The 25,849-nt window shown below is 71.6% G+C and carries 25 protein-coding genes; 16 read left to right on the top strand and 9 right to left on the bottom strand.

Going from position 1 to position 25,849, the window contains the following annotated elements:
• The first annotated feature begins 92 nt into the window (after positions 1 to 92).
• Positions 93 to 728, top strand: coding sequence for an HU family DNA-binding protein (locus ABFX81_RS34420; RefSeq protein WP_086840371.1), 636 nt, complete (start codon positions 93 to 95; stop codon positions 726 to 728).
• A gap of 71 nt (positions 729 to 799) precedes the next feature.
• On the opposite strand, the gene ABFX81_RS34415 is transcribed toward ABFX81_RS34420, so the two are convergent.
• Both ABFX81_RS34415 and cofC read right to left on the bottom strand, forming a co-directional pair.
• Positions 800 to 1,003, bottom strand: a complete 204-nt coding sequence (locus tag ABFX81_RS34415; protein ID WP_086840373.1) for a hypothetical protein — start codon at positions 1,001 to 1,003, stop codon at positions 800 to 802.
• Between the two features lie 9 nt (positions 1,004 to 1,012).
• The gene (gene cofC / locus ABFX81_RS34410; RefSeq protein ID WP_086840375.1) at positions 1,013 to 1,651 is read right to left on the bottom strand and encodes a 2-phospho-L-lactate guanylyltransferase; all 639 of its coding nucleotides are present in this window, start codon (positions 1,649 to 1,651) and stop codon (positions 1,013 to 1,015) included.
• Between the two features lie 158 nt (positions 1,652 to 1,809).
• Here cofC and ABFX81_RS34405 point away from each other — a divergent pair, with 158 nt between their 5' ends.
• The 3 genes from ABFX81_RS34405 to ABFX81_RS34395 are packed head-to-tail and all read left to right on the top strand — an operon-like array spanning position 1,810 to position 4,855.
• Positions 1,810 to 2,631, top strand: a complete 822-nt coding sequence (locus tag ABFX81_RS34405) for a 1-acyl-sn-glycerol-3-phosphate acyltransferase (protein WP_086840377.1) — start codon at positions 1,810 to 1,812, stop codon at positions 2,629 to 2,631.
• Positions 2,628 to 3,638 (top strand): NAD(P)H-dependent glycerol-3-phosphate dehydrogenase, encoded by a 1,011-nt coding sequence (locus ABFX81_RS34400; protein ID WP_086840379.1) that lies wholly within the window; start codon positions 2,628 to 2,630, stop codon positions 3,636 to 3,638. Before ABFX81_RS34405 ends, ABFX81_RS34400 begins: the two co-directional genes overlap by 4 nt.
• A gap of 59 nt (positions 3,639 to 3,697) precedes the next feature.
• A complete protein-coding gene (locus ABFX81_RS34395) occupies positions 3,698 to 4,855 on the top strand; it encodes a D-alanine--D-alanine ligase (RefSeq protein WP_086840381.1) in 1,158 nt (385 codons plus the stop codon).
• Between the two features lie 62 nt (positions 4,856 to 4,917).
• Here the strand turns inward: ABFX81_RS34395 and ABFX81_RS34390 are convergent, their stop codons facing one another.
• A complete protein-coding gene (locus ABFX81_RS34390) occupies positions 4,918 to 5,439 on the bottom strand; it encodes a DUF3515 domain-containing protein (RefSeq protein WP_346139162.1) in 522 nt (173 codons plus the stop codon).
• A 20-nt stretch (positions 5,440 to 5,459) separates the two neighbouring features.
• Complete coding sequence (locus ABFX81_RS34385; RefSeq protein WP_003997603.1) at positions 5,460 to 5,693, bottom strand: Lrp/AsnC family transcriptional regulator; 234 nt, start codon at positions 5,691 to 5,693, stop codon at positions 5,460 to 5,462.
• A 206-nt stretch (positions 5,694 to 5,899) separates the two neighbouring features.
• On the opposite strand from ABFX81_RS34385, the gene ABFX81_RS34380 reads away from it, so the two are divergent.
• The gene (locus tag ABFX81_RS34380; protein ID WP_086840385.1) at positions 5,900 to 6,865 is read left to right on the top strand and encodes a thiamine-phosphate kinase; all 966 of its coding nucleotides are present in this window, start codon (positions 5,900 to 5,902) and stop codon (positions 6,863 to 6,865) included.
• Positions 6,862 to 7,653, top strand: a complete 792-nt coding sequence (gene thiD, locus ABFX81_RS34375; RefSeq protein ID WP_086840387.1) for a bifunctional hydroxymethylpyrimidine kinase/phosphomethylpyrimidine kinase — start codon at positions 6,862 to 6,864, stop codon at positions 7,651 to 7,653. The genes ABFX81_RS34380 and thiD overlap by 4 nt, the downstream gene beginning before the upstream one ends.
• Positions 7,654 to 7,768: 115 nt before the next feature.
• Here the strand turns inward: thiD and rpmB are convergent, their stop codons facing one another.
• Positions 7,769 to 7,954 (bottom strand): 50S ribosomal protein L28, encoded by a 186-nt coding sequence (gene rpmB, locus ABFX81_RS34370; RefSeq protein ID WP_004924906.1) that lies wholly within the window; start codon positions 7,952 to 7,954, stop codon positions 7,769 to 7,771.
• A 248-nt stretch (positions 7,955 to 8,202) separates the two neighbouring features.
• Between rpmB and ABFX81_RS34365 the strand changes: the two genes are divergently transcribed.
• Positions 8,203 to 10,140, top strand: a complete 1,938-nt coding sequence (locus ABFX81_RS34365; protein ID WP_086840389.1) for a DAK2 domain-containing protein — start codon at positions 8,203 to 8,205, stop codon at positions 10,138 to 10,140.
• A gap of 24 nt (positions 10,141 to 10,164) precedes the next feature.
• On the opposite strand, the gene ABFX81_RS34360 is transcribed toward ABFX81_RS34365, so the two are convergent.
• Complete coding sequence (locus ABFX81_RS34360) at positions 10,165 to 13,125, bottom strand: hypothetical protein (protein WP_086840391.1); 2,961 nt, start codon at positions 13,123 to 13,125, stop codon at positions 10,165 to 10,167.
• Entirely contained in the window at positions 13,122 to 14,960 is a 1,839-nt protein-coding gene (locus tag ABFX81_RS34355) for an HSP90 family protein (protein WP_086840394.1), read from the bottom strand. Before ABFX81_RS34355 ends, ABFX81_RS34360 begins: the two co-directional genes overlap by 4 nt.
• A 188-nt stretch (positions 14,961 to 15,148) precedes the next feature.
• On the opposite strand from ABFX81_RS34355, the gene ABFX81_RS34350 reads away from it, so the two are divergent.
• The 8 genes from ABFX81_RS34350 to mutM all read left to right on the top strand — a co-directional run bounded on the left by ABFX81_RS34350 (position 15,149) and on the right by mutM (position 23,592).
• Complete coding sequence (locus ABFX81_RS34350; protein ID WP_086840396.1) at positions 15,149 to 18,400, top strand: helicase-related protein; 3,252 nt, start codon at positions 15,149 to 15,151, stop codon at positions 18,398 to 18,400.
• Between the two features lie 80 nt (positions 18,401 to 18,480).
• Positions 18,481 to 19,068, top strand: coding sequence for a 16S rRNA (guanine(966)-N(2))-methyltransferase RsmD (rsmD, locus tag ABFX81_RS34345; protein ID WP_086840399.1), 588 nt, complete (start codon positions 18,481 to 18,483; stop codon positions 19,066 to 19,068).
• Positions 19,069 to 19,094: 26 nt separating this feature from the next.
• The gene (gene coaD / locus ABFX81_RS34340; protein ID WP_086840401.1) at positions 19,095 to 19,574 is read left to right on the top strand and encodes a pantetheine-phosphate adenylyltransferase; all 480 of its coding nucleotides are present in this window, start codon (positions 19,095 to 19,097) and stop codon (positions 19,572 to 19,574) included.
• A gap of 121 nt (positions 19,575 to 19,695) precedes the next feature.
• Positions 19,696 to 20,811, top strand: coding sequence for a cell division initiation protein (locus ABFX81_RS34335; protein WP_086840403.1), 1,116 nt, complete (start codon positions 19,696 to 19,698; stop codon positions 20,809 to 20,811).
• 129 nt (positions 20,812 to 20,940) lie between these two features.
• A complete protein-coding gene (locus ABFX81_RS34330) occupies positions 20,941 to 21,585 on the top strand; it encodes a YceD family protein (RefSeq protein WP_059421930.1) in 645 nt (214 codons plus the stop codon).
• Positions 21,586 to 21,587: 2 nt separating this feature from the next.
• Positions 21,588 to 21,761 (top strand): 50S ribosomal protein L32, encoded by a 174-nt coding sequence (gene rpmF / locus ABFX81_RS34325; protein ID WP_003951102.1) that lies wholly within the window; start codon positions 21,588 to 21,590, stop codon positions 21,759 to 21,761.
• A gap of 19 nt (positions 21,762 to 21,780) precedes the next feature.
• Entirely contained in the window at positions 21,781 to 22,617 is an 837-nt protein-coding gene (gene rnc, locus ABFX81_RS34320; protein ID WP_373304907.1) for a ribonuclease III, read from the top strand.
• A gap of 114 nt (positions 22,618 to 22,731) precedes the next feature.
• Positions 22,732 to 23,592 carry a bifunctional DNA-formamidopyrimidine glycosylase/DNA-(apurinic or apyrimidinic site) lyase gene (gene mutM, locus ABFX81_RS34315; protein WP_086840407.1) on the top strand — a complete coding sequence of 287 codons (861 nt, stop codon included), beginning with the start codon at positions 22,732 to 22,734 and terminating at the stop codon, positions 23,590 to 23,592.
• Here mutM and ABFX81_RS34310 read toward each other — a convergent pair.
• Both ABFX81_RS34310 and ABFX81_RS34305 read right to left on the bottom strand, forming a co-directional pair.
• A complete protein-coding gene (locus tag ABFX81_RS34310; RefSeq protein WP_086840409.1) occupies positions 23,582 to 23,980 on the bottom strand; it encodes a winged helix-turn-helix transcriptional regulator in 399 nt (132 codons plus the stop codon). The two genes, mutM and ABFX81_RS34310, sit on opposite strands and share 11 nt — an antisense overlap.
• A 69-nt stretch (positions 23,981 to 24,049) precedes the next feature.
• On the bottom strand, positions 24,050 to 25,195 hold the full coding sequence (locus ABFX81_RS34305; protein WP_086840411.1) for a CAP domain-containing protein: 1,146 nt from the start codon (positions 25,193 to 25,195) through the stop codon (positions 24,050 to 24,052).
• Positions 25,196 to 25,357: 162 nt separating this feature from the next.
• Between ABFX81_RS34305 and ABFX81_RS34300 the strand changes: the two genes are divergently transcribed.
• Positions 25,358 to 25,639 (top strand): acylphosphatase, encoded by a 282-nt coding sequence (locus ABFX81_RS34300; RefSeq protein WP_086840414.1) that lies wholly within the window; start codon positions 25,358 to 25,360, stop codon positions 25,637 to 25,639.
• Positions 25,640 to 25,849 lie beyond the last annotated feature (210 nt).

The raw sequence follows: 25,849 nt of genomic DNA, 5'->3' as shown, positions 1-25,849 counted from the left end.
CCCGTTTCGTGTTTGATTTGCGGTATATATCTGCCTAACGTGCGAAAAAGCTTGAACACTTTCGTTCTGGCGATGTCTCCGAAGGGGAAGACGTGAACAAGGCGCAGCTCGTAGAAGCGATTGCCGACAAGATGGGCGGCCGACAGCAGGCCGCCGATGCTGTCGACCATGTACTGGACGCCATCGTCCGCGCGGTCGTCGCTGGTGAGAGGGTCTCCGTCACCGGCTTCGGTTCCTTCGAAAAGGTCGACCGTCCGGCCCGCTACGCCCGTAACCCCCAGACGGGCGAGCGGGTTCGGGTCAAGAAGACCTCCGTTCCGCGCTTCCGCGCGGGCCAGGGCTTCAAGGACCTGGTCAGCGGCTCGAAGAAGCTGCCGCGCGGCGGCGAGGTCTCCGTCAAGAAGGCTCCGAAGGGCAGCCTGACCGGCGGCGCCGGCGCTACGGTCAAGAAGGCCGCCGCGAAGAAGGCGACCGCCAAGACGGCCGCCGCGAAGAAGGCCACGGCCAAGAAGGCACCGGCGAAGAAGGCCACCACCAAGACGGCGGCCGCGAAGAAGACCACGGCCAAGAAGGCTCCGGCCAAGACCACGACGGCCAAGACCACCGCCGCGAAGAAGACCACCGCCAAGAAGGCACCGGCGAAGAAGGCGACCGCCAAGAAGGCGCCCGCCAAGAAGTCGACGGCGCGCAAGACCACCGCGAAGAAGACCACCGCCCGCAAGAAGTAGGGGCGCTGGGGCACTCACGCGCCGGGCCGGACTCCCTACGGAGTCCGGCCCGCGGTGTGTTCAGGGAGTGGTCAGAGGGTCTGGAGGGTCACCAGAGTGATCCGGAGGTCCTCCTTCGCGCCCTCCACCTCGATCCGCACCCGCTGTCCCGGGCGCAGCAGTCTCAAGCCGCCCGCGTCGAACGCCGCCGCGTCGAAGCGCACCGGGGTGCCGTCGTCCAGGAGCACCTGCCCGCTGCGGCTTTCGGGGTCGTACGTGTACGCGGTCGCCTGCATGGTCGCAGCCTACTGCCCGGGTATCAGCAACCGCGCGGCGGCCGCGGCCGTATGAGGGCCGACTCCCAGGGCCAGCGCGGTGCGCAGGTCGTCGCCGGTGTCCACGTCCTGGCGTACGGAATCCACGCCGGTGAGCGACAGTTCCACGGCCCCGGACGCTCGGTGCCGGGCACGGGAATCGATACCGAAAGCCGGGGACAATTGCCGGCCCGGGGCGGCGGCCAGCAGAGTCGTACCGATTGCGGCCGCGTCCGGGAGAAAAGCGCGCGGGAATTGAGCGGCGCCGTCGAGTACCCGGGCCAATTCCGGCGGGCGCAGCGCCGGCAGGTCGGCGTTGAGCGCGGCCACCGGGCTTTCGGGACGTGCGGACCGTACGGCCCCCGCCGCGTGTGCGAGGGCGGCGTTGAGGCCGCTTCCCGGCTCGTCGGGGATGATCGCGGCGCCCAGTGCGGCCAGCTCGCGGCCGGCCCGGGCGTCGTCCGTGACGACTGCCACATCGCGTACCGCCGGGCACGCCAGCGCGGCCGCCACCGTGTCCTGGGCGAAGGCGAGCGCCAGGTCCGGCCGCAGCCCGTCGTCAGCGGTGTCCGCCAGCCTGCTCTTGGCCTGGGCCAGGGGCTTCAGGGGTACGACCAAGGTCCACTGCACAGATGTTCCGTCCCTCTCTTGTCGCGGTCATTGTCACCCGGGGCCGACGGCGCCCGGCGTGTCGGGGCGTACGGTGTTCTCGACAGACCGGCGGCCTGGGGCGACACTTGTGCGGCCCCCCGTGGCCCCCGCATCAGGCCCTAGAGGAAGGTGTCCGCGTGCCCCGCCGCAGAATCGGCTTCTGGTACCGCTTCGCCGCGGTGATCTGCAAACCGCCGCTGGTGGTTCTGCTCAGGCGGGACTGGCGAGGAATGGAGCACATTCCGGCCGAGGGCGGATTTATCACCGCGGTGAACCACAATTCGCATATCGACCCCTTCGCTTACGCGCACTTTCAGTACAACACCGGGCGCGTCCCGCGATTCCTCGCGAAGAGCGGGCTTTTCAAGAAGGGATTCGTCGGCGCCGCGATGCGCGGCACCGGGCAGATTCCCGTCTACCGCGAGAGCACGGACGCGCTGAGCGCCTTCCGGGCCGCGATCGAAGCCGTGGACCGCGGGGAATGCGTCGCCTTCTATCCCGAGGGCACCCTCACCCGCGACCCGGCGGGCTGGCCCATGACCGGCAAGACCGGGGCCGCCCGCGTCGCCCTCCAGACCAAGTGCCCGGTGATCCCCGTCGCCCAGTGGGGCTGCAACGAACTGCTGCCGCCGTACGCGAAGAAGCCGCACCTTCTGCCGCGCAAGACGCACCGCGTGCTCGCCGGACCGCCGGTGGACCTCACGCGGTTCTACGACCGGGAGATGACCACGGAGCTCCTGAAGGAGGCCACCGACGTCATCATGGCCGCCATCACCCGCCAGCTGGAGGAGATCCGCGGCGAGAAGGCGCCCGAGACGCCCTACGACCCGCGCCGGGAGCGGATCGAACAGCGGCACCGCACCCAGGCGCAGACGCAGCGGGGCGCGCAGCAGGCGGCATCGCAGGTGCAGTCGGCACAGCCGGCGCAGTCGGCACAGGAAGAGGGGCTGGGCAAGTGAGCAAGCCGGTCAAGGCGGCGGTCCTGAGCGCCGGTTCGTGGGGCACGGCCTTCGGCATGGTGCTCGCCGACGCCGGGTGCGAGGTCACCCTGTGGGGGCGCCGCCCGGAGGTCGTGGAGGCGATCAACTCCACCCGCACCAACCCCGACTACTTCCCGGGCGTCGAACTCCCGGAGAACGTGCGGGCCACCACGGATCCCGCGGCAGCCGCCGCGGACGCGGACTTCACGGTCCTCTCGGTCCCCTCGCAGACCCTGCGCGGCAACCTCGCCGACTGGGCCCCGCTGCTGGCCCCCGGCACGGTCCTCGTGTCGCTGATGAAGGGCGTCGAACTCGGCTCCGCGATGCGCATGAGCGAGGTCATCGACGACGTCGCCAAGGTCGGCCCGGACCGGATCGCCGTGGTCACGGGGCCCAACCTGGCCCGCGAGATTGCCGCGCGGATGCCGGCCGCCGCCGTGGTCGCCTGCACCGACGAGGCCGTCGCCCAGCGACTCCAGGTCGCCTGCCACACGCCGTACTTCCGCCCGTACACCAACACCGACGTCGTCGGCTGTGAACTCGGCGGCGCGGTCAAGAACGTCATCGGCCTGGCCGTCGGCATCGCGGACGGCATGGGGCTCGGCGACAACGCCAAGGGCTCGCTCATCACCCGCGGTCTCGCCGAGACCACCCGGCTCGGCATCGCCCTCGGCGCCGACCCGCTGACCTTCTCCGGACTCGCGGGCCTGGGCGACCTGGTGGCCACCTGTTCCTCGCCGCTGTCCCGCAACCACACCTTCGGCACCAACCTCGGCAAGGGCATGACGCTCCAGGAGACCATCGCGGTCACCAAGCAGACCGCCGAGGGCGTCAAGTCCTGCGAATCGGTGCTGGATCTGGCCCGCCGGCACGGCGTCGACATGCCCATCACGGAGACGGTCGTCGGCATCGTGCACGAGGGCAAGCCTCCGGTGGTGGCCCTCAAGGAGCTGATGTCGCGCAGCGCGAAGCCGGAACGACGCTGAGCGACGCGGGTCCGGGGGCGCTGTATCCCGGCCTTACCAACGGGTACTCTCAACGCGATATGAGCACCGAGAACCTCCCCCAGAGCCCCGAGCAGCCGTCTCGTAAGCCGCGTGTGGCCGTCGTGTTCGGCGGGCGCAGCTCCGAACACGGGATCTCCGTGGTCACCGCCGGCGCCGTCCTCAAGGCCATCGACCGGACGAAGTACGACGTCCTGCCGATCGGCATCACCCAGGACGGCCGCTGGGCGCTCACGGCGGACGAACCGGAGCGGATGGCGATCATCGACCGGCGCCAGCCGAGCGTCGACCTGCTCGCCGAGTCCGGCGAGGGCGGAGTGATCCTCCCGGTCGACCCCGCCAGCCGCGAAGTCGTCTACAGCGAGCCGGGATCGGTCCCCAAGGCGCTCGGCGAGGTCGACGTGGTCTTCCCGGTGCTGCACGGCCCCTACGGCGAGGACGGCACCCTCCAGGGCCTCCTGGAGCTCTCCGGCGTCCCGTACGTGGGCTCGGGTGTGCTCGCCTCGGCCGTCGGCCAGGACAAGGAGTACATGAAGCGGGTGTTCACCTCGTTCGGGCTGAAGGTGGGCCCGTACCTGGTGATCCGGCCCCGTGAGTGGCAGCAGGACGAGCCGGCCGCCCGCAAGAAGATCGTCGACTTCGCCGGGGAGCACGGCTGGCCCCTGTTCGTGAAGCCCGCGCGCGCCGGTTCGTCGATCGGCATCACCAAGGTCGACGACCTCTCCGGCCTCGACGAGGCGATCGCCGAGGCCCAGCGGCACGACCCGAAGATCCTGGTGGAGGCCGCGCTGCGCGGCCGCGAGATCGAGTGCGGCGTCCTGGAGTTCGAGGACGGCCCCCGGGCCTCCGCCCCCGCCGAGATCCCCTCGCCGGACGCGCACGCGTACTACGACTTCGAGGCCAAGTACATCGACTCCACGCCGGGGATCGTGCCGGCGCCCCTCACGCCCGAGGAGACGGCCGAGGTCCAGCGCCTGGCGGTCGACGCCTTCGAGGCGGCCTCCTGCGAGGGCCTGGTCCGCGCGGACTTCTTCCTCACCGAGGACGGCGAGTTCGTGATCAACGAGATCAACACGATGCCCGGCTTCACGCCCATCTCGATGTATCCGCAGATGTGGCAGGCGAGCGGAGTGAGCTACCCGGAGCTGGTGGACCGGCTGGTGCAGGCGGCGCTTCGCCGTTCAACGGGTCTTCGCTAGGAACAGTCTCAGGACGGCATTCACAGCGCGGCATTCACAGCGCGGCGCTCACAGAACGGCGCTCAGGAGGCGATCCCCTCGGGGATCGCCTTCTTCACGGCCGAGGCCAGATCGATCAGGACACCGGAGCTGTCCACCCCTTCCGGCACCCCGACCTCGACATATGCCTCCCGGTTGGCGGTGGTGAACCGGTACGCCCCGTCGTCCTGCTTCTCCATCAGCCAGTCGACCCCGTTCACACCCCCGGCGACCGCATCCGGATCGTGCCCGTCGGCCACCTTCGGATCGACCATCTTCGGCGGCTGAGGCACACCGCAGCGAAGTATGATCGCCGGGCTGCCCCAGCCCGCCGTCAGCGCCGACGCCGGCTCGGGATCCTCGCGACGCTCTCCGTCCACCTTCGCGGGCAGTACCTTGTCCAGGTTCCGGCACAGTTCCGTGACCTTCGCGTCCGGACCGGGAACCGCCGCCGACGCGCTGTCGTCTGCTGAGGAGCAGCCCGCAGCAGTGATCAACAGCGCGAGAGCGGGCAGGCGGAGGAAAACGCGGAACACAGAGCGGTGCCGGTGACGGAAAGAGTTCACCGGCACAGGGTAGACGGGGGTTACAGATGGACGACCGGGCAGGTCAGGGTGCGGGTGATGCCGTCCACTTGCTGGACTTTGGCGACCACCATGCGTCCGAGGTCGTCGACGGTGTCGGCTTGGGCCCGCACGATCACGTCGTAGGGTCCTGTCACGTCCTCGGCCTGGATGACTCCAGGAATCTTGCTGATCGTCTCGGCGACGGTCGACGCCTTGCCGACCTCCGTCTGGATCAGGATGTACGCCTGTACCACGGAACCTCCAGGGCGGCCACGAGGATCATGTGGGGAAAAGGAACGCCACGGTATCGCGTCGCCGCTCGCCGCGGGGAGACCTGCGGGGACCGGGTCTTGCGCGCCGGGGTGCAGGTCCGGCAGAACTTGACGGTCACTTCGACCGTAGCGAGGACCGAGAGGCCTCGCGACCGGGCACGGACAGGGACAGAAGGGGAGAAAGGGCAATGAAGGGCACTGTTGGTGAGCTCGGTGAGTTCGGGCTCATCAGGGAGCTCACCTCCCGTCTGACCACCACCCCGGCGGTCCGGGTCGGCCCCGGCGACGACGCCGCCGTGGTGGCCGCGCCCGACCGCAGGGTGGTGGCGAGCACGGACATCCTGGTGGAGGGCCGGCACTTCCGCCGGGACTGGTCGACGGCCTACGACGTGGGCCGCAAGGCGGCGGCGCAGAACCTCGCCGACATCGCCGCCATGGGCGCCGTACCGACCGCGCTGCTGCTCGGTCTCGTCGTTCCGGCCGAGCTTCCGGTGACGTGGCCGAGCGAGCTGATGGACGGCCTGCGCGACGAGTGCCAGGTGGCCGGTGCCGCCGTGGTCGGCGGTGACGTCGTACGCGGCGACTCGATCATGGTGTCGATCACCGCGCTCGGCGATCTGCGCAACCAGGAGCCGGTGACGCGAGGGGGCGCGCGGCCCGGCGACCTCGTCGCGGTGACGGGCTGGCTGGGCTGGTCGGCGGCCGGGTACGCGGTGCTGTCGCGCGGGTTCCGTTCGCCGCGCGCCTTCGTGGAGGCCCACCGGCGGCCCGAGCCGCCGTACCACGCGGGTCCGGCCGCCGCCGGGCTCGGGGCGACCGCGATGTGCGACGTGAGCGACGGGCTGATCGCCGACCTCGGGCACATCGCCGAGGCCAGCAAGGTCCGCATCGACATCCGCTCCGGGGCGATCGACATCCCCTCCCAGATGAACGACATCGGGCAGGCCGTCGGCGTCGACCCCATGCAGTGGGTGCTGACCGGGGGAGAGGACCACGCGATCGTGGCGACCTTCCCGCCGGACGTGAAGCTGCCCGCCCGCTGGAAGGTCATCGGCGAGGTCCTCAACCCCTCGGCGCTGCCCCAGGTGACGGTCGACGGGGCGCCGTGGACCAGCAAGGGCGGCTGGGACCACTTCGGGGACATGGACTCATGATTCCCAACGTCCTCACGGTGGCGGGCTCCGACTCGGGCGGCGGCGCCGGCATCCAGGCCGACCTGAAGACGATGCTCGCGCTCGGCGTGCACGGCATGAGCGTCCTCACGGCGGTGACCGCGCAGAACTCCCTCGGCGTGCAGGGGGCTTGGGAGCTGCCGGTGGAGGCGGTACGGGCCCAGTACCGCAGTGTCGTCGACGACATCGGCGTCCAGGCGGTCAAGACCGGGATGCTGGCCTCCGCCGAACTCGTGGAGGCGGTGGCCGACTTGATCGCGGCCACGGACGCCCCGGCGGTCGTCGACCCGGTGGGCGTCTCCAAGCACGGCGACTCCCTGCTCGCCGCCTCGGCCCTGGACTCCGTCCGTACGAAGCTGCTGCCGGTGGCGACGGTCGCCACCCCGAACCTCGACGAGGTGGCCCAGCTGACGGGTGTGCGCGTCGAGTCCGAGGAGCAGCTGCGGCGGGCCGCGGCGGCCGTGCTGGGGTACGGGCCGCGGTGGGTGCTGATCAAGGGCGGTCACCTGTCCGGGGACGCCGTGGACCTGCTCACGGACGGCTCCGAGGAGCACTGGCTGCGGGCGCCTCGCCACGACAACCGGCACACCCACGGCACGGGCTGCACCCTCGCCTCCGCGATCGCGTCACAGCTCGCCAAGGGACACTCGGTGCCGGAGGCGGTGGCGGCGGCCAAGGAGTACGTCACCGGGGCGATCGCGGCCGGGTTCGCGCTCGGCGGGGGGATCGGGCCGGTGGATCACGGCTGGCGGTTCCGGCGCGGTTCCTGAGCACCGGGGCCGGTTCCTGAGCATCAGGACAGTGTCAGGACATGGCAAAGAGCCGGTCCACCGAGGTGGACCGGCTCTCTGAGCGAACCAGCAGTGGCCGCGCGCTAGCTGAGCGTCAGCGCGAGACCTTGCCGGCCTTGATGCACGAGGTGCAAGCGTTCACGCGCTTCGGCGTCCCGCCCACCACGGTACGCACACGCTGGATGTTCGGGTTCCAGCGGCGGGGCGTACGGCGGTGCGAGTGCGAGATGTTGTTGCCGAAGCCCGGCCCCTTGCCGCAGACGTCGCAGTTGGCAGCCACGGGTCACTCCAAAGACTTCAGATGCACTTACGGTTGATCCCGGCATGCCGGGATCCGGATGAGAGGATCTGAGTGGCGCTGCCAGGGGAATGGCCCGATTCGGATCGGGCAACCGGAGCAGCATACAACGACTGCGCCCGTGCAATGAAACTACCATGGTCGGCCCGGGGTCTCTCCCGGCCCACTTCCGGTGGACACCACCCCGCGGTCTACGCTGCGTGCCACGTCCAGCAGCTCAGGGAGGCGCAGTGGCGCAGGTGCCGCAGACATTCTTCGATGCTCTCGCGGTGCGCACCTGGTGCGGTCTCGCACTCGAGACGCTGGGGCGGGCGCGTGAGGAGATCGACGCGATCAACGTCTATCCGGTCGCGGACGGGGACACCGGCACGAATCTGTATCTGACCGTGGAGTCAGCCGTGGCGGCGGTCGAGGCCGTGTTCGCGGGGCACGCGGCGCGGTCGGGCCCCGAGGGGCCGACGCTGGCCGACACCGCCCGGGCGATGGCGCACGGGGCGCTCATCGGGGCCCGTGGGAACTCCGGGACGATCCTCGCCCAGCTATTGCGCGGCATGTCCCAGGTGCTGGCCGAGGGCGGCACCGCGCAGGCCGGCGGCGAGAGCGCGCACGCCGACGGCCGGGGCCTGCGGCTGGCCCTGCGGCACGCGGCCGACTCCGCCCGGCAGGCCGTGGCCCGCCCCGTCGAGGGCACGGTCCTCACGGTCGCCTCGGCCGCCGCCGACGCGGCCTGCGGTGCCGAGGGCGACTGCGGGACGGTGGCCCGGGCGGCCTATGAGGGAGCGCGCGCGGCGCTGGCCGCGACGCCGGGCCAGCTGCCCGTCCTGGAGCGCGCCGGGGTGGTCGACGCCGGTGGACGGGGGCTGGTGGCGGTGCTCGGGGCGCTGGTGGAGACGTTCACGGGGGAGCGGCCGCGGGAGGCGGCCGCGACGGTGACGGCGGGTGCGCTGCGGGTGGGCGTGGGGTCGACGAGCGGGGTGGTGTCCGAGGCCGGGGGGCCCGGAGCCCTGACGGCTGGGAACTCTGGGGGCCCTGGGGGCAGTGGGGAACCGTACGCGCGCGTGGTGCCCGGTCAGGCGGACGGTTCGGCATCGGGTGTGCCCGCAGGGCCGGCCGGGGACTCGCAGGGCTCGTACGAGGACGCGCGGGCCCCGCACGCACGCGTGGAAGCCGCCGAAGGGCCCGCCCCGGCCGTCGGCGCCCCGCGCGGGGAGTGTGCGGACGATGCCGCCGCGGCCGACGCGGACGGCCCCGCCTTCGAGGTGATCTACCTGCTGGAGGCCGAGGACACGGCCGTGGAGCGGTTGCGGGAGCGGCTCGACGGGCTGGGGGACTCGCTCGTCGTGGTCGGCGGCGACGGGCTGTGGAACGTCCATGTCCATGTCGACGACGCGGGCGCCGCCGTCGAGGCCGGTATCGAGGCCGGGCGGCCCTACCGGATCCGGATCACGCACTTCGGCGCCGGGGACGTGCACACCACCGGCGCCGAGCGTCCTCCCCGCGAGCGCGCCCAGCGTGCCGTCGTGGCCGTGGTGCCCGGCGAGGGCCTGGCCGGGCTGTACACCGAGGCCGGCGCGACCACCGTGCTCGCGCGCCCCGGGGAGCCGCCGGCGAGCGGCGAGCTCGTGCAGGCCGTGCGGCGGGCCCACGCGCGCGAGGTCGTGCTGCTGCCCAACGACGCCGAGCTGCGCCACACCGCCGCCGCGGCGGCCGAGCAGGCTCGAACCGAGGGCATCCGCGTGGCCCTCATCCCGACCCGCTCGGCGGTCCAGGGCATCGCGGCGCTGGCCGTGCACGAGCCGGAGCGCCGCTTCGACGAGGACGTGGTGTCGATGACCTCGGCGGCCGGCGCGACCCGCTACGCCGAGGTCACCGTCGCCGAACGCCAGGCCTGGACGATGGCCGGCATCTGCCAGGCCGGCGACGTACTCGGGCTGATCGACGGCGACGTCGCCGTGATCGGCTCGGACGTCACGGCCACCGCCGAGACCGTCCTGGACCGCATGCTCGCGGCGGGGGGCGAGATGGTCACCCTGGTGCTCGGCGACGAGGCTCCCGGCACCATCGCCGAGCACCTGGAGGGCCGGGTCCGCGAGGGATACCTCGCCGTCGACACGGTCGTGTACCGGGGCGGGCGGCAGGGCGCCGTGCTGCTCATCGGCGTGGAGTAGGCGGAGCCGCTCCCGCTCGTACTCCTACTCGACGAGGCGGAGCACCTGCTCCGCCTCCGCCCGCCGGGCCCGCACCGCCTCGCCGTCGCCGTCCCCGTCGTCGGTCTCCGACGGGTCGCGTCCGTCGTACGCCGCCAGCACCGCACGCGCGCGTGCCGCCGCGTCGTCCGGGCGGCCCAGTTCGGCCTCCAGCCGGCCCGCGGCGAGCTCGGCGCCGGTGCGGCTGTGCAGGGCGGCGTCCCCGAGGGAGGCGAACACCTCGGCCGACCGCAGCACTTGGGACAAGGCCTCCTCGAACACGGCCCGGGCCGAGGCGTCGTCGGCGTCGTCGGAGACGGAACGGGCCAGCAGGTCGCCGAACTGCCCCTGCGTATGGCCGAGTTCGGCGACGAGCTGCTGCCGGGACTCCGTGTCGGACGCCCTGTCCCGTGCCGCCTCACCCTCCCGAATCGCCTCCGCCATCAGGGCGCGGGCCTCCTCCAGGCCGTCCCGCGCGCGCAACGCCAGCCAGGCGCGGGCACGCAGGGAGCGGATCAGCCCGTGGACGTTGCCGAGTTCGCGCCACAGGTCGCCGGCGCGCGCGTAGGCCCGGTCCGCCTCCTCGGCCAGCCCGGCCTGTCCCAGGGACTCCCCGGCCAGGTGGGCCAGGGTCGCGTGGTCGTGCTGCTCGGGCCAGTGCCGGGCGATCTCGGCGGCCTGGAGACGCCGTTCGGCGGCGGCGTGGTGCTCGCCGAGTTCGCTCAGGCAGTCGCCGAGCCACCACTGCGTCTGCACGATCGCCCCGTCGCCGTGCGTCTGGGCGGTCAGGTCGGGCAGCGCCGACTCCAGCACCTCCGCGGCCTCGGCCCACCGCCCCTGCCGCAGCAGCAATCCGCCGAGCTGCTGCCGGGCCCAGGCGCCCAGGGTCGCGCTCTCGCCCGCCTCGTCTGCCCAGTGCGCGGCCTCCAGGGCATGCTGGGCGGCCTCCACGGCATCGCCCCGGCCGCCGGTCAACTCGGCGAGCTGGAGGTGCAGCTGGGCCCGTCCGGGTGCCTCCAGCTGGGCCCCGCCGTGCTCCAGGGCCGCCCGCAGCGCCCGTTCCGCCTCGGCCATGTCGCCGAGGTGGTGGGCCAGGGAGGCCAGCCGGGCCTCGTACTCCACCGCGAACCACGGCAGTCCCGCCGCGACGAACGCCGCCGCGCCCCGCGCGAACAGTCCCGCGGCCGCCCTCAGATCCCCGCGCAGTCCGGCCAGCTCGGCGAGCATCGCCTGCGCCTCGGCGGCCCGCGCGGCCAGCCGCACGTCCTCCCCGGCCCGCCCGTCGACCAGTGCCAGGACCTCCCGGACAGCGGCTTCGGCCTCGCCGAGCACCGCCTCCGGGCCGTCACCCTCGGCGTCACCCTCTGCGCGACCTTCCCCGGCCTCGTGCGCCCGGCGCATCAGGATCCGGGCCCGGCCCATCAGGACGGACGCCGTCTGCCGTATCCCGGTGTCGCCGGCGGCGTACAGCGCGAGGACCTCGTCGCAGGGACCGGACACCGCCGCGAGTGCCGCGTCCACGTCACCCCCGAGAGCACGTACGTACGCCGCACGCGCGCGTGCCGCCAGGGCCTCACCGGCATCACCCGCCGCCGCGTACAGCTCCGCGGCCCGTTCGAAGAGGGCGGCGCCCTCCGGGCCGAGGCCCATCGCCTCGTGGTCGGCCAGCTCGGCCCGGTCGCGCGGGTCCAGCTCCACGCCCTCCGCGGCGTCGGCGACCGCCGCCCACGCCTCCACGGCGTTCGGCCGCAGGTTGTCCGACAGCCGCCGTGCCTCGGCCAGCAGGGCGGGCAGATCCGGCTGCCCGGTCGCGGCGGCGGTGACCACCGGGGGAGCGGGCGGCGGTGCCGGCCGTACGGACCGCACCCCGAGCGGCAGCCGCTCCACCAGCGGGCGCTGCTCCATACGCGCGCGTGCCCGCTCGCTGACGTACGTCGTGCCGTTGCGCTCGTCGAAGCGGGCCGCCAGGGCGAGGGCCTCGGCACGCGCGTGCGCGGCCAGCGCACGGGCGGTCCACTCACGGCCGGCCGGGCCGGGCACCTGCCGGTCGCCCAGCCCCAGCGCGGTCAGACGGTCCATGAGCAGGGTCACCACGCTCATGAAGTCCAGCCTGCTCTGCGGCTGCCCGTCGTCGGTGAAGTACGCCGGCCGCTCCGCGAGCAGTTCCAGACCGCGCGCCTCGTTGCCGGTCAGTACACAGAACTCGACGTGCTCCGCGTAGGCGCCGCGCATGCTCTCCATGGCCCGCACGAGCCGCAAGCCCCGCAGATGGTTCCCACGGGCCTCGTCCAGCCGGCCCAGCCGCAGCAGCGGCACCAGGGAGGAGGCCAGGGCCGCGTGCGGCTCATGGGCGCAGGCGTACTCGCCCTCCAGCACCGGCCGCCACAGCTCCAGCGCCCGCGCGTCCCGGCCCCGCTCCGCCTGCCACCAGCCCTGCCCGTGCAGTTCGCAGGCGTGGCAGTCGGACATGCGGTCCCGGTCCGCGGCCAGCCACGCGGCGTACGCCCGCTCGGCCCGCGCCAGGTCCCCCACGTGCGCGGCCACACTGTGCTCGGCGCTGCGCACGGCCCGCTCGGAGTATCCGGCGAGCCGGTAGCGGTGCTCCATCTCGCCGAGCCACTTCTCGATCGACGCGAGCGGGATGTGCGGCTGGTCGAGCATGCCGGACGACACCCACTTGAAGACCCAGTGCAGCGTGTGGGTCTCGTACTCGTCGAAGTTCTCGGGCCGTTCGTCCCACATGCGCAGCAGGCGGGCGAAGGGGACGAACATCTTCCCCTTCTCGGAGCTGTAGTTGTAGACCTTCAGCTGGTGTCCGAGCGCCTCGATCACGGCGAGCGGGACGTTCAGCTTCTCGGCGGCGGCCAGCAGTTCCTCGGCACGCGCGTTGCGGGCCGGGCCCTCCGGCTGCCCCGAGTTCTCCGCCATCGCCCGGCGCAGCGCGTCGAAGTCGGTGATCTCGCTCATGCCTGACCGTCCTCGCTGTGCGTGGCCCACTCCAGGAGGCCGATGAACGCGCGGTTGAGCAGCGCCGAGTCGGCGGGCCTGAGCGGCCGCTGCGCCATCAGCAGCGCCTGCCCGTACAGCGATTCCGTGGCGGTCCCGATCAGCTCCGGGTCGTGCAGCGAGCTGATCCGCCGGACGAGCGGGTTGAGGTGGTTGAGCACCAGACGCGCGCGTGGGGCGCTGCCGCGCAGGGAGCCGAGGATGCCCGCCCACAGGTCGTCGGCCTGTGCCTCGGCGTCGGCCCGGGCCTGTTCGTGCCGTGCGTCCCGGTCGTCGAGGTGCAGGGCGGGCAGGGAGAGCGGGTGGAAGGCCCGCAGCACGACGTCACAGCCCAGCGGGTCGAGCCGGGCCCGCGCCGCCGCCAGGAAGCCCGACAGGGCCAGCTCCTCGGCCGGGTCGACCGCGTCCAGATGCGCGGTCACGGTCTCGGCGTCCAGCTCGGCGACCACGGTCCCCGGCCGCACCGAGGGCAGCGCCTCCACCAGCTCGCTGTCGTACGTGTAACCGCCGTTGATCACGCCGATGCCCTGCGCGGACGCGATCGGCGCGACCTGCCGGTACTCCTCGACGGTCCGCGTGAAGTGCACCACCGGGTGCCGCTGCGCGAACTCCTCCAGGGACAGCCGCCCGTCGGTCGTCTCGAAGGGCAGCCACGGCAGCATCGTGCGCAGCATCTCCCGGTCGTGCCGGGCCAGGGACTTCACGCCGAGGTGGTGCACCGCGAGGAACGCGGCCAGCCGCTCCGGATCACCGGCGGCCAGACCCGTCAGCCAGGCCCGGATCCGCTCGCCCAGCGCCTCCCGTACGGCGGCCAGCGTCTCGTCCTCGTACAGCGCCTCGCGCGAGGCCGTCGGCCGCAGACTGTCCGTGTCCAGGACACAGCGCACGAAGAACGCCCAGTCGGGCAGCAGCTGTTCGGCCCGCTCGGTCAGCAGCATGCCCTTGAGGTGCACGCGGTGCCCCGCGCGCTGGGCCGGGCTGACCGCCGACGGCAGCACGTACGCCACCCCGCGGACGCCGGCCAGCGGCACGGACAGGTCGATCGTGTCCAGCGGGGTGAAGCCGAACAGCTCGTGGCAGTGCCGGGCGAGGGCGACACGGCGGGCGGCCGGGCTCGGATACGACCGGTCCCAGGGCGCCGGCAGGTCGGTGACCGGCTCGTCGCCCACCCGGACGTCGTACGGCAGCAGCGACCCGAAGTCCCGGGCCAGCGCCTCGACCCGCTCGGGCGTGAGCCACTCCGCGGCTCCGGCCCGCGCCACCAGATGCACGGTGGTGCCCGGTTCGGGACGCTCGGCGTCCGGCAGCGTCCGCACGGTGTACGAGCCGTCGTCGGACGCCGTCCACTCCACCGGCGGCGCTCCGGGCGTACGGGCGCTCCGGCTGACCACCCGGATCCGCTCGGCGACGACGAAACAGGCCAGCAGGCCGATGCCGAACTGCCCGAGGAACTCGGAACGCGCCTCCTGAAGGCCCTCGGCACGCTTGGAACTGCGCCCGATCGTGGCGAGCAGGTCGTGCACGTCCGCCTCGGTGAGCCCGACGCCGGTGTCCTCGACGCGCAGGGCGCCGCCCTCCGCGGACAGCCGCACCCGGGCCGGAGCGTCGGGTTCCGTCGTACGTCTGGCGGTGATGGCGTCCACGGCGTTCTGCAGCAGCTCCCGCAGATACACCTTGGGGCTCGAGTAGAGGTGGTGGGAGAGCAGGTCCACCAGACCACGCAGGTCGACCTGGAACGTATGAGGTGACTGGGGCGAATGGGATGCCTGGGATACCTGTGAGGTCTGGGAGTCCATCTTCACGGCGCCGGTGGGGGACTCGCGACGGCGCGGGGTCGGGCGGTCCCGGTGAGGCGGTGACCGCGAAAGAGGGCCGGGAGCGCGTCATCCTAAGGCCCGAACCAGCCGCCTGACCAGGGATTTCCGGGACGTATACGGCGACCTGCGCCACGGCCTCTACGGCATTGTCAGTGGCGTGGTGTGCAATGGATCTCGTGCCCGCACTTCACGAACCCCTGCGACAACCACTGAAGTCGGTGCTCGGCCCCGCCACCGCGAAGGTGATGGCCGAGCACCTCGGCCTGCTCACCGTCGGCGACCTCCTCCACCACTACCCGCGCAGATACGAGGAGCGCGGCCAGCTCACGCACCTCGCCGACCTCCCCATGGACGAGCACGTCACGGTGGTCGCCCAGGTCGCCGACGCCCGCCTGCACACCTTCGCCTCCGCCAGGGCCCCGCGCGGCAAGGGCCAGCGCCTGGAGGTCACGATCACGGACGGCAGCGGCCGCCTCCAACTGGTCTTCTTCGGCAACGGCGTTCACAAGCCCCACAAGGAGCTCCTGCCGGGCACCCGCGCGATGTTCGCGGGCAAGGTCTCCCTCTTCAACCGCCGCCTCCAACTGGCCCACCCGGCCTACGAGTTGCTGCGAGGCGACCCGGAGGAGTCGGTCGAGACATGGGCCGGCGCCCTGATCCCGATCTACCCCGCCACCGCCAAGCTGGAGTCCTGGAAGGTCGGCAAGGCGCTCCAGACGGTCCTGCCCACCGCCCAGGAGGCCGTCGACCCGCTGCCGGAATCCCTGCGCCGGGGCCGCGGCCTGGTCCCCCTCCCCGAGGCCCTCCTGAAGATCCACCGTCCGCACACCAAGGCGGACATCGAGGACGCCCGCGCCCGCCTCAAATGGGACGAGGCCTTCGTCCTCCAGGTCGCCCTGGCCCGCCGCCGTCACGCCGATGCCCAGCTCCCGGCGGTCCCCCGCAAACCCAGCCCCGACGGCCTCCTCACGGCCTTCGACGCCCGCCTCCCGTTCACCCTCACCGAGGGCCAGCAGCGGGTCTCCCGGGAGATCTTCGAGGACCTGGCGACGGAGCATCCGATGCACCGGCTGTTGCAGGGGGAGGTCGGATCGGGCAAGGCCCAGCCCCTCGACTCGCTGGTGCTCACACCCACGGGTTTCCGTCCCATGGGGGATCTGCGGGTGGGCGACGAGGTGGTGGTGCCGGACGGGGACATCGCGCTGATCGACGGCGTCTTTCCTCAGGGAGAGCGCGATGTGTGGCGCTTGGTCCTGTCCGACGGGAGTTCCGTCGAGTGCGACGACGAGCATCTCTGGATCGTCGGCACGAGCTGCGGTTGGCACCGTGGTCAGGCTCCCAAGATCATGACGACCCGGGAGATCCGTCTCGACACGTTCAAGGCCAACGGGTCGTCGAAGTGGTACATCCCGCCGGCAAAGCCGGTCGATCTCGGCGGCGACGCCGGGCTGCCCCTCGACCCGTACCTGATCGGACTGCTGCTGGGGGACGGTTCGTTCCGGCACAATCTCCGTCTTTCCACCATCGACGACGAGATCCGTGACGCGGTAGCGGCGGCAGTAGCGCCCGAATGCCGACTGGTACCGGTGAAGGGATCGCACTGTGACTACACGATCCAGCTCAAGCAGCGTGCCGGGGGAGTGCGCAACCCGGTGATCCAGGTCCTTCGCGAGTTGGGCCTCTGGGGAACGACGTCCCACGACAAGTTCGTCCCCCGGGATTTCAAGAACGCTCCGATCAAGGACCGTCTCGCGGTGTTGCAGGGGCTTCTGGACACGGACGGCACTGTCCAAGCCGACGGCATGAACATCTCCCTCTGCTCGGCTTCGCGCCGACTCGCGGAGGACGTCGCATGGCTCGTACGTTCTCTGGGCGGGCGGGCGCGAGTGCTGCCGAAGAAAGCCGCGTACAACGTGCAGGTGTCCCTGCCGGACGCTTACGCCCCGTTCCGGCTCACCCGCAAAGCAGAACGCTTGCGTCCGAGGCCTAAGTACAACACGTTCCGACGCGGCATCCGGGCGGTCGAGTACGTGGGGCGGAAGCCCGTCCAGTGCATCAGCGTCGCCCACCCGAGCCATGCATACGTCACCGACAACTTCACCGTCACCCACAACACCATGGTCGCCCTGCGCGCCATGCTCGCCGTGGTCGACGCGGGCGGCCAGGCCGCCATGCTCGCGCCCACCGAAGTGCTCGCCCAGCAGCACCACCGGTCGATCGTCGAGATGATGGGCGAGCTGGCCGAGGGCGGCATGCTGGGCGGGTCCGAGCAGGGCACCAAGGTGGTGCTGCTCACCGGGTCCATGGGCGCGGCCGCCCGCCGCCAGGCCCTGCTCGACCTCACCACCGGCGAGGCCGGCATCGTCATCGGCACGCACGCGCTGATCGAGGACAAGGTGCAGTTCCACGACCTGGGTCTGGTCGTCGTCGACGAACAGCACCGGTTCGGCGTCGAGCAGCGCGACGCCCTGCGCGGCAAGGGCAAGCAGCCCCCGCACCTCCTGGTCATGACGGCCACGCCGATTCCGCGCACGGTCGCCATGACGGTCTTCGGCGACCTGGAGACCTCCGTCCTCGACCAGCTCCCGGCCGGCCGCTCGCCGATCGCCAGCCATGTCGTCCCGGCCGCCGACAAGCCCCACTTCCTGTCCCGCGCCTGGGAGCGGGTCCGCGAGGAAGCGGGCAACGGCCATCAGGCGTACGTGGTCTGCCCCCGCATCGGCGACGAGGAGGACGACCCGAAGAAGACCGGCAAGAAGAAGCCCCCGGAGGCCGCGGCGCCCCCCGAGGACGCCGCCGAGAAGCGCCCGCCCCTCGCCGTCCTCGACGTCGCCGAACAGCTCTCCAAGGGCCCTTTGAAGGGCCTCCGCGTCGAGGTGCTGCACGGCCGCATGCACCCCGACGACAAGGACGCCGTCATGCGCCGCTTCGCCGCCGGTGACACGGACGTCCTGGTCGCCACCACGGTCATCGAGGTCGGCGTCAACGTCCCCAACGCCACCGTGATGGTGATCATGGACGCCGACCGCTTCGGCGTCTCCCAACTCCACCAGCTGCGCGGCCGCGTCGGCCGTGGCTCGGCCCCCGGCCTGTGCCTCCTGGTCAGCGAGATGCCCGAGGCGAGCCCCGCCCGCCAGCGCCTGAACGCGGTCGCCTCCACCCTCGACGGCTTCGAACTCTCCCGCATCGACCTGGAACAACGCCGGGAGGGCGACGTCCTCGGCCAGGCCCAGTCGGGCGCCCGCACCAGCCTGCGGATGCTCGCGGTCATCGAGGACGAGGAGATCATCGCCGAGGCGAGGGAAGAGGCGACAGCGGTGGTGGCCAAGGACCCGGAGCTGACCAACCTCCCGGCCCTGCGGACAGCGCTGGACGCCCTCTTGGACGAGGAGAGGGAGCAGTACCTGGAAAAGGGGTGACAGGTATTGCCCCAAGGGGCGCGGGGAACTGCGCGACCAGCCACAATGAACCTGAAGCCGCCCACACCCAAGGACCACAGATGACCCGCGTGATCGCCGGCACGGCCGGCGGACGCCGCCTGGCCGTCCCGCCAGGAACAGGAACCCGCCCCACATCGGACCGCGCCCGAGAGGGCCTGTTCTCCACCTGGCAATCCCTCCTCGGCGGCCCCCTGAAAGGCGAACGCGTCCTCGACCTCTACGCGGGATCAGGAGCCGTAGGCCTGGAGGCCCTCTCCCGAGGCGCGGGCCACGCCCTCCTCGTCGAGGCCGACGCGCGAGCGGCCCGCACGGTCCGCGACAACGTGAAGTCCCTCGGACTCCCCGGCGCCGAGGTCAGATCAGGCAAAGCGGAACAGATCATCCGCACGACACCCCCAGGCGACCCGTACGACCTCGTCTTCCTCGACCCGCCCTACGCCGTCACGGACGACGATCTTCGCGAGATCCTGCTCACACTCCGCTCGGAAGGCTGGCTCGCCGAAGAAGCCCTCGTCACCGTGGAGCGCAGCACCAGAGGCGGTGAATTCCGATGGCCCGAGGGTTTCGAAGCCCTTCGGTCCCGTCGGTACGGCGAGGGAACGTTTTGGTACGGTCGCGCCGCCTCTACGTGCGAAGACGCACGATGACCGGACCGGAGAGCGAGGGATCACAAGTGCGCCGCGCCGTATGTCCCGGGTCGTTCGACCCGATCACCAACGGACACCTCGACATCATCTCCCGCGCCTCCAGGCTGTACGACGAGGTCTACGTCGCGGTGATGATCAACCAGTCGAAGAAGGGCCTGTTCGAGATCGACGAACGGATCGACCTGATCCGCCGGGTCACCGCCGAGTACGGCAACGTCCGCGTCGAGGCCTTCCACGGCCTGCTCGTCGACTTCTGCAAGCAGCGCGAGATCCCCGCCATCGTCAAGGGTCTGCGCGCGGTCAGCGACTTCGACTACGAGCTCCAGATGGCCCAGATGAACAACGGCCTCTCGGGCGTGGAGACCCTCTTCATACCCACCAACCCCACCTACAGCTTCCTGTCGTCCTCCCTGGTCAAGGAGGTCGCGACCTGGGGCGGGGACGTCTCGCACCTGGTTCCCGCGGAGGTCCTCCAGGTCCTCGGCGAGCGCCTGCGGAAGGACTGAACACGCCCCGGGCGCCCCACGGGACCCTGACACCTCGTCACCCGGTGTTCCCCGGGGACCCCGTGGCCGTACAGTCGTCCCGTCCGTCTCCAACGCATCTGTAGAGAGTGGCGAGCACACGGTGGACGTGCAGAAGAAGCTCGACGAGATCGTCGCCGCGGTCTCCGGCGCCCGGTCCATGCCCATGTCGGCCTCGTGCGTGGTCAACCGCGCCGAACTGCTCTCCATGCTGGAAGAGGTGCGCGCGGCGCTGCCCGGCTCCCTCGCCCAGGCGCAGGAGCTGATCGGCGACCGTGAGCAGATGGTCGAACAGGCCCGCCAGGAGGCCGAGCGGATCATCCAGAGCGCGCACGCCGAGCGCGGCTCCCTGATCTCCGACACCGAGGTCGCCCGCCGCTCCCAGGCCGAGGCCGACCGGATCCTCGCCGAGGCCCGCCGGGAGGCGGAGGAGATCCGCGCCGAGGCCGACGACTACGTCGACTCCAAGCTCGCCAACTTCGAGGTCGTCCTCACCAAGACCCTGGGCTCGGTCGGCCGCGGCCGCGAGAAGCTCCTCGGCACCGGCCCGGGCACCGACGAGCAGGGCTACCAGGACGAGGACGCCCCCGAGCGCAGCCACGACCCGGAGACCCAGCGCCGCAGCGCCGACGAGTACGTCGACGTCAAGCTCGGCGCCTTCGAGGCGGTCCTCGCCAAGACCCTGGACGCCGTCGGCCGCGGCCGGCAGAAGCTGCACGGCCGGATCGCCACCGACGACCTCGGCGCCCTCGCCGACGACACCGGCACCGTCCAGCACACCAGCGACGCCGACTACCTCGCCGGCCTGGCCGCCCTCGCTGAGGAGAAGCCCCCGGCCGAGCAGCCCGCCCAGCAGCAGGACTACGGCCGGCCGCAGCCTGCCTACTCCCCCACCTCCGGCTACGCTCCGGCGGGAGGTGCCCCCATCCAGCAGCAGCCCGACCCCTACGGCGGCTACCCGCAGCAGCCGTACGCCGCCCAGCAGGACGCCTACGGCTACCAGGCCGATCCCTACGCCTACCAGGGCTACGACCCGCAGCAGCCCGCGTACGACCCGAACCAGGCCCAGCAGGCGCAGGAGCCCCAGCAGCCACAGCACGGGCATCAGAACCCCCAGAGCCACCAGGGATACGCCCTGGACGAGACCAGCCTCTTCGACACCGGCATGATCAGCGCCGAGCAGCTCCGGGCTTACGAGCAGGGCCGCGGCAACGGCTGAGCACCGGATTGGGCCGACAGGCAAAGGTCCAGTATCCTGGCTCTTCGGTCGCGCGTACGTCCGCGATCAACGCTGCCCGGGAACACCGAAGGGCGGCGTCCCCCTCAGCTCGGCAGATCGAAAGCAGGAATGGCTCTGAACGCCCGCCTCGACCACCGCAACCCCCTCGTGTTCGACACACACGAGCTGGGCCGGCGGCCCGGTGCGCTACAGCGCCTGACCCGCACGGTCGACGCTCCCAAGGACTTCGGCATCAAGGAAGTCATCGGAGTGCCGGAAGGCGCCCCGGTGGAGCTCGAACTGCGGCTGGAGTCGGTCATGGAAGGGGTGCTCGTCACAGGCACCGCCCGTGCCGCCGCCGAGGGGGAGTGCGTAAGGTGTCTGGAGCCGCTTCAGCTCGACGTCGAAGCGGAGTTCCAGGAGATGTTCTCGTACCCTGACGCCGACGACCGGGGCCGCGTGATCGCGGAACCGGGCGACGACGCCGAGGACGACGAGGACAGGCTCTTCCTCGAGGACGGCCTGTTCGACCTCGAGCCCGTGCTGCGTGATGCGGTGGTGCTCGCACTGCCGATGCAGCCGGTGTGCCAGGAAGACTGCCCTGGTCTGTGTGCCGAGTGCGGCGCACGGCTGGCGGACGACCCGGACCACCACCATGACGCCGTCGACATCCGTTGGGCGGCATTGCAGGGACTCGCCGACACCATGTCGGACGGCGAGAAGGACGAGATGAGCGGCGCCGAACCGGGCGTCGACGAGAAGCAGGAGAAGTAGCCGTGGCTGTTCCGAAGCGGAAGATGTCGCGCAGCAACACGCGCCACCGCCGGTCGCAGTGGAAGGCTGCGGTCCCCACCCTGGTTGCGTGCGAGCGCTGCCACGAGCCCAAGCAGCAGCACATCGCGTGCCCCTCTTGCGGCACTTACAACAAGCGCCAGGTCCTCGAGGTCTGAGCGGCTGGTGAGAGGCACTGTGTCCACGCCTAAGAACAAGTCCTCCCGCGTGAGCGGGAGCGCAACGGCGGACAACCAGGCCTCGTCCCACACGCTTCTGGAAGGGCGGCTCGGCTACAAGGTCGAGTCCGCCCTTCTGGTGCGAGCACTGACCCACCGGTCGTACGCATACGAGAACGGCGGTCTGCCGACCAACGAGCGCCTGGAGTTCCTCGGGGACTCCGTGCTCGGCCTGGTCGTCACGGACACGCTGTACCGCACCCACCCCGACCTGCCTGAAGGCCAGCTGGCCAAATTGCGGGCCGCGGTGGTGAACTCGCGTGCGCTTGCGGAGGTGGGGCGCGGGCTCGACCTGGGCTCCTTCATCCGGCTCGGCCGGGGCGAAGAGGGCACGGGCGGCCGGGACAAGGCGTCCATCCTCGCCGACACCCTCGAAGCGGTGATCGGCGCGGTCTACCTCGACCAAGGGCTGGACTCGGCGGCGGAGCTGGTGCACCGCCTGTTCGACCCGCTGATCGAGAAATCCTCGAACCTCGGAGCCGGCCTGGACTGGAAGACCAGCCTCCAGGAGCTCACCGCGACCGAAGGGCTCGGCGTGCCCGAGTACCTGGTCACGGAGACCGGCCCCGACCACGAGAAGACCTTCACTGCTGCCGCCCGCGTCGGAGGCGTCTCGTACGGCACCGGCACCGGCCGCAGCAAGAAGGAGGCGGAGCAGCAGGCCGCCGAGTCCGCGTGGCGGTCCATCCGGGCCGCGGCGGACGAGCGCGCCAAGGCGGCCAAGGCCGCAGAGGCGACGCAGACGGCGGCGGCTCAGGCCGCCCACACGGCCGTCGACGGCAGCGTCGACGGCTGACAGCCACCGCCCGGCACCCCAGCCGGGCGGTCGGCACAGCACAGCGCACCCGAGCGCCCGCCCCTGCCCGGGGCGGGCGCTCGGGTCATCCGCAGGTACGTGACGGGGGACCCCATGCCCGAGTTGCCCGAGGTAGAGGTCGTACGGCGCGGTCTGGAGCGGTGGGTCGCCCACCGGACCGTCGCCGAGGCCGAGGTGCTGCACCCGCGCGCGGTGCGCCGCCACCTCGCGGGCGCCGACGACTTCGCGCACCGCTTGAAGGGCCACCGCATCGGCGTCCCGAGCCGCCGCGGCAAGTACCTGTGGCTGCCCCTGGAGGACACGGACCAGTCGATCCTGGCCCACCTCGGCATGAGCGGACAGCTGCTGGTCCAGCCGCAGACGGCCCCGGACGAGAAGCACCTGCGCATCCGCGTCCGCTTCACCGACGCCCTGGACACCGAGCTCCGCTTCGTCGACCAGCGCACCTTCGGCGGCTTGTCACTGCACGACAACACCCCCGACGGCCTGCCCGACGTCATCGCCCACATCGCCCGCGACCCGCTCGACCCGCTCTTCGACGACGAGGCCTTCCACCGGGCGCTGACCCGCAAGCGGTCCACGATCAAGCGGGCCCTGCTCGACCAGTCGCTGATCAGCGGCGTCGGCAACATCTACGCGGACGAGGCCCTGTGGCGGGCCCGCATCCACTACGAACGCCCGACCGCGACCTTCACGCGCCCGCGCAGCCTGGTGCTCCTGGGCCATGTCCGGGACGTCATGAACGCGGCCCTGGCGGTGGGCGGCACCAGCTTCGACAGCCTGTACGTCAACGTCAACGGCGAGTCGGGCTACTTCGACCGGTCCCTCGACGCGTACGGCCGCGAAGGCCTGCCCTGCCGGCGCTGCGGCACGCCGATGCGCCGACGGCCCTGGATGAACCGGTCGAGCTACTACTGCCCGAAGTGCCAGCGGCCCCCGCGGATCACGTCCTAGCGGCGTCGTACCGCTCCCGCGCGGCCAGTACGTCGTCCATGCTGCCCTCCACGAAGTGGATCAGGGCGAGCAGCCGCTCGGCCACGCCGTGTCCCAGCGGTGTCAGTTCGTAGTCCACGCGGGGCGGGTTGGTCGGCTGCGCCTCGCGGTGCACCAGGCCGTCGCGCTCCAGTGCGTGCAGCGTCTGGGACAGCATCTTCTCGCTGACGCCGTCGACGCGGCGACGCAGTTCGTTGAAGCGGAGCGAGCCCTCGTACAGGGCGCCCAGCGTCAGTGCGCCCCAGCGGCCTGTGACGTGCTCCAGCGTGCCGCGCGAGGGGCAGACTCTGGCGAACACGTTGTACGGGAGGTCGTCCAGCCCCGCCGTGAGCTCCTGGGTCGTGGTCATATGCCCAGCCTACGCCAGCGCAGCGCTAGCCAACAGGTTGCGCTAACTTTTGGTTAGCGTGAGACCGGCCTAGTAGCCGAAGTTCTGGGTCCACCACGGGCCGCCCGACCCGAACTCGACACCGACGCCCAGCGTCTTGAAGTCGCAGTTCAGGATGTTGGCGCGGTGGCCGGGGCTGTTCATCCAGGCGTCCATCACGGCCGCGGCGTCGGCCTGGCCGCGGGCTATGTTCTCCCCGCCGAGGTTGGATATCCCGGCCTTCTCGGCCCGGTCCCACGGCGTCCTGCCGTCCGGGTCGGTGTGGTCGAAGAAGCCCCGCGCGGCCATGTCCTCGCTGTAGTTCTGCGCCAGCCCGGTCAACGCGCTGTTGGCGGCGAGCGGACTGCAGCCCACCTGCGCCCGCTCCTCGTTCACGAGCTTGAGCACCTGGGCCGCGGTGGCGGACTCCTCGGAGAGGGCGGCGGGCGCGCTGGGCTTCTGCGGCGCCTTCGTGGCCGTACGGGAGGGGGTGTTGTCCGGCTTCTCGCGGGGGGTGACCGCCGGCTTCTTCTTCTCCGGGGTCTTCTCCGGCGTCGTCTCCGGGGTCTTCTCCGGCGTCTTCGTCGGCGCGGCCGACGACTTCGAGGCGGACGGCGACGGCGAGAGGGAGCGCTCGGCGTCCCGGCTCGTGGGCGCGCCGTCCCGGCCGTCGGCACTGCCGGTGGTGCCGCCCTGCTCGGTCGGGGTGTTCGTCGGCGTGTCCCCGGCCTGCACCTTGTCGGCGCCGCCGTTGTCCCCGCCGAGCTTGTAGTTCTCGAGGCCGGGCACCGCGCCCGTGGCGACCGCGACCGTGCCGAGGGCGACCGCCGCGGACACACCGAGCAGCCCGGTGCGCATCGGCCGCGCGGCCTTCTTCCGGCGGCGGTGCGAGCCTGAGCGCCGGGCGCCGCCGTCGGGCGTGAAGCCGCCGTCGGCGAAGACGGCCGTCTCGGCGGTCCTGGCGTCATGGCCGCCACCCGGCTCGGAGGCGCCCGCGGCGAACAGGTAGGCCTCGCTCTTCGCGTAGGTGTCGGCGTACGCCTCGGGGTTCAGGTAGGGCGCGATGCCCATCGTCGGGCCGTCACCCGCGGTGGAGTGCAGCGCGTCGTGGCCTGTCACGGAGCCGTCGGCGTGCGTGATCCCCGTGGCGCGGCCCGTGGCGGCACGGCCGGCGGCGGAGCGTCGGTGGCGTCCCATGTCCTGGCCTTCCTCGTCCTGGCGGTCGACTCGTCCTCGAGATCAACACCAAACTCACGCGATCGTGTGAGTTTCATATGAGATTCGTTGGGTGGGGACGGTACCGCATGGCGCAAGTGGAGGAAGTGTCCGGAGGGGAGATCGGGCGGTTAGGTTGCAGTCATGAGCGAGGATGTGCGACTGGTCGCCTGGGTGCGTGGACGCGTCCAAGGTGTGGGTTTCCGCTGGTTCACACGGGCCAAGGCCCTGGAGATCGGCGGCCTGAGTGGTTTTGCTCTCAATTTGGGCGACGGACGCGTCCAAGTGGTCGCGGAGGGCGCGCGAGAGGGCTGTGAAGGCCTGCTGGAGTGGCTCCAGGGTGACGACACGCCCGGCCGCGTGGACGGCGTCACCGAGATCTGGGACACACCCCGTGGCGGCTACGAGGGCTTCGCCATCCGCTGATCCCGCACCGCCGGGCGGCCCCGTGGGCCCCCCGCGGACCGGTCGCCGAAGGCCGCCCAGGACGGAAACTCGCTGGTGATTGCAAGAATCACTTGCCTTGGCAGGCCGCACACGCAAGGATGATCGTCACGCCCCGAGGGCCCCGCAGAAGCCGCAGCACCGCCGTTCCAGGCCGTGTGCGCCCGGGTCGTCCGCCAATACGGGGCGTGA

This window comes from Streptomyces coeruleofuscus, from assembly GCF_039532725.1.
Classification (GTDB): domain Bacteria; phylum Actinomycetota; class Actinomycetes; order Streptomycetales; family Streptomycetaceae; genus Streptomyces; species Streptomyces coeruleofuscus.
This window is presented reverse-complemented; position numbering and strand designations above follow the sequence as displayed.

Coding starts and splice junctions, on each gene's coding strand:
- ABFX81_RS34415 (WP_086840373.1), bottom strand. CDS start 1,003: ATGCAGGCGACCGCGTACACGTACGACCCCGAAAGCCGCAGCGGGCAG.
- ABFX81_RS34395 (WP_086840381.1), top strand. CDS start 3,698: ATGAGCACCGAGAACCTCCCCCAGAGCCCCGAGCAGCCGTCTCGTAAG.
- ABFX81_RS34380 (WP_086840385.1), top strand. CDS start 5,900: ATGAAGGGCACTGTTGGTGAGCTCGGTGAGTTCGGGCTCATCAGGGAG.
- thiD (WP_086840387.1), top strand. CDS start 6,862: ATGATTCCCAACGTCCTCACGGTGGCGGGCTCCGACTCGGGCGGCGGC.
- ABFX81_RS34360 (WP_086840391.1), bottom strand. CDS start 13,125: ATGAGCGAGATCACCGACTTCGACGCGCTGCGCCGGGCGATGGCGGAG.
- ABFX81_RS34355 (WP_086840394.1), bottom strand. CDS start 14,960: ATGGACTCCCAGACCTCACAGGTATCCCAGGCATCCCATTCGCCCCAG.
- ABFX81_RS34350 (WP_086840396.1), top strand. CDS start 15,149: ATGGATCTCGTGCCCGCACTTCACGAACCCCTGCGACAACCACTGAAG.
- rsmD (WP_086840399.1), top strand. CDS start 18,481: ATGACCCGCGTGATCGCCGGCACGGCCGGCGGACGCCGCCTGGCCGTC.
- ABFX81_RS34330 (WP_059421930.1), top strand. CDS start 20,941: ATGGCTCTGAACGCCCGCCTCGACCACCGCAACCCCCTCGTGTTCGAC.
- mutM (WP_086840407.1), top strand. CDS start 22,732: ATGCCCGAGTTGCCCGAGGTAGAGGTCGTACGGCGCGGTCTGGAGCGG.
- ABFX81_RS34310 (WP_086840409.1), bottom strand. CDS start 23,980: ATGACCACGACCCAGGAGCTCACGGCGGGGCTGGACGACCTCCCGTAC.
- ABFX81_RS34305 (WP_086840411.1), bottom strand. CDS start 25,195: ATGGGACGCCACCGACGCTCCGCCGCCGGCCGTGCCGCCACGGGCCGC.
- ABFX81_RS34300 (WP_086840414.1), top strand. CDS start 25,358: ATGAGCGAGGATGTGCGACTGGTCGCCTGGGTGCGTGGACGCGTCCAA.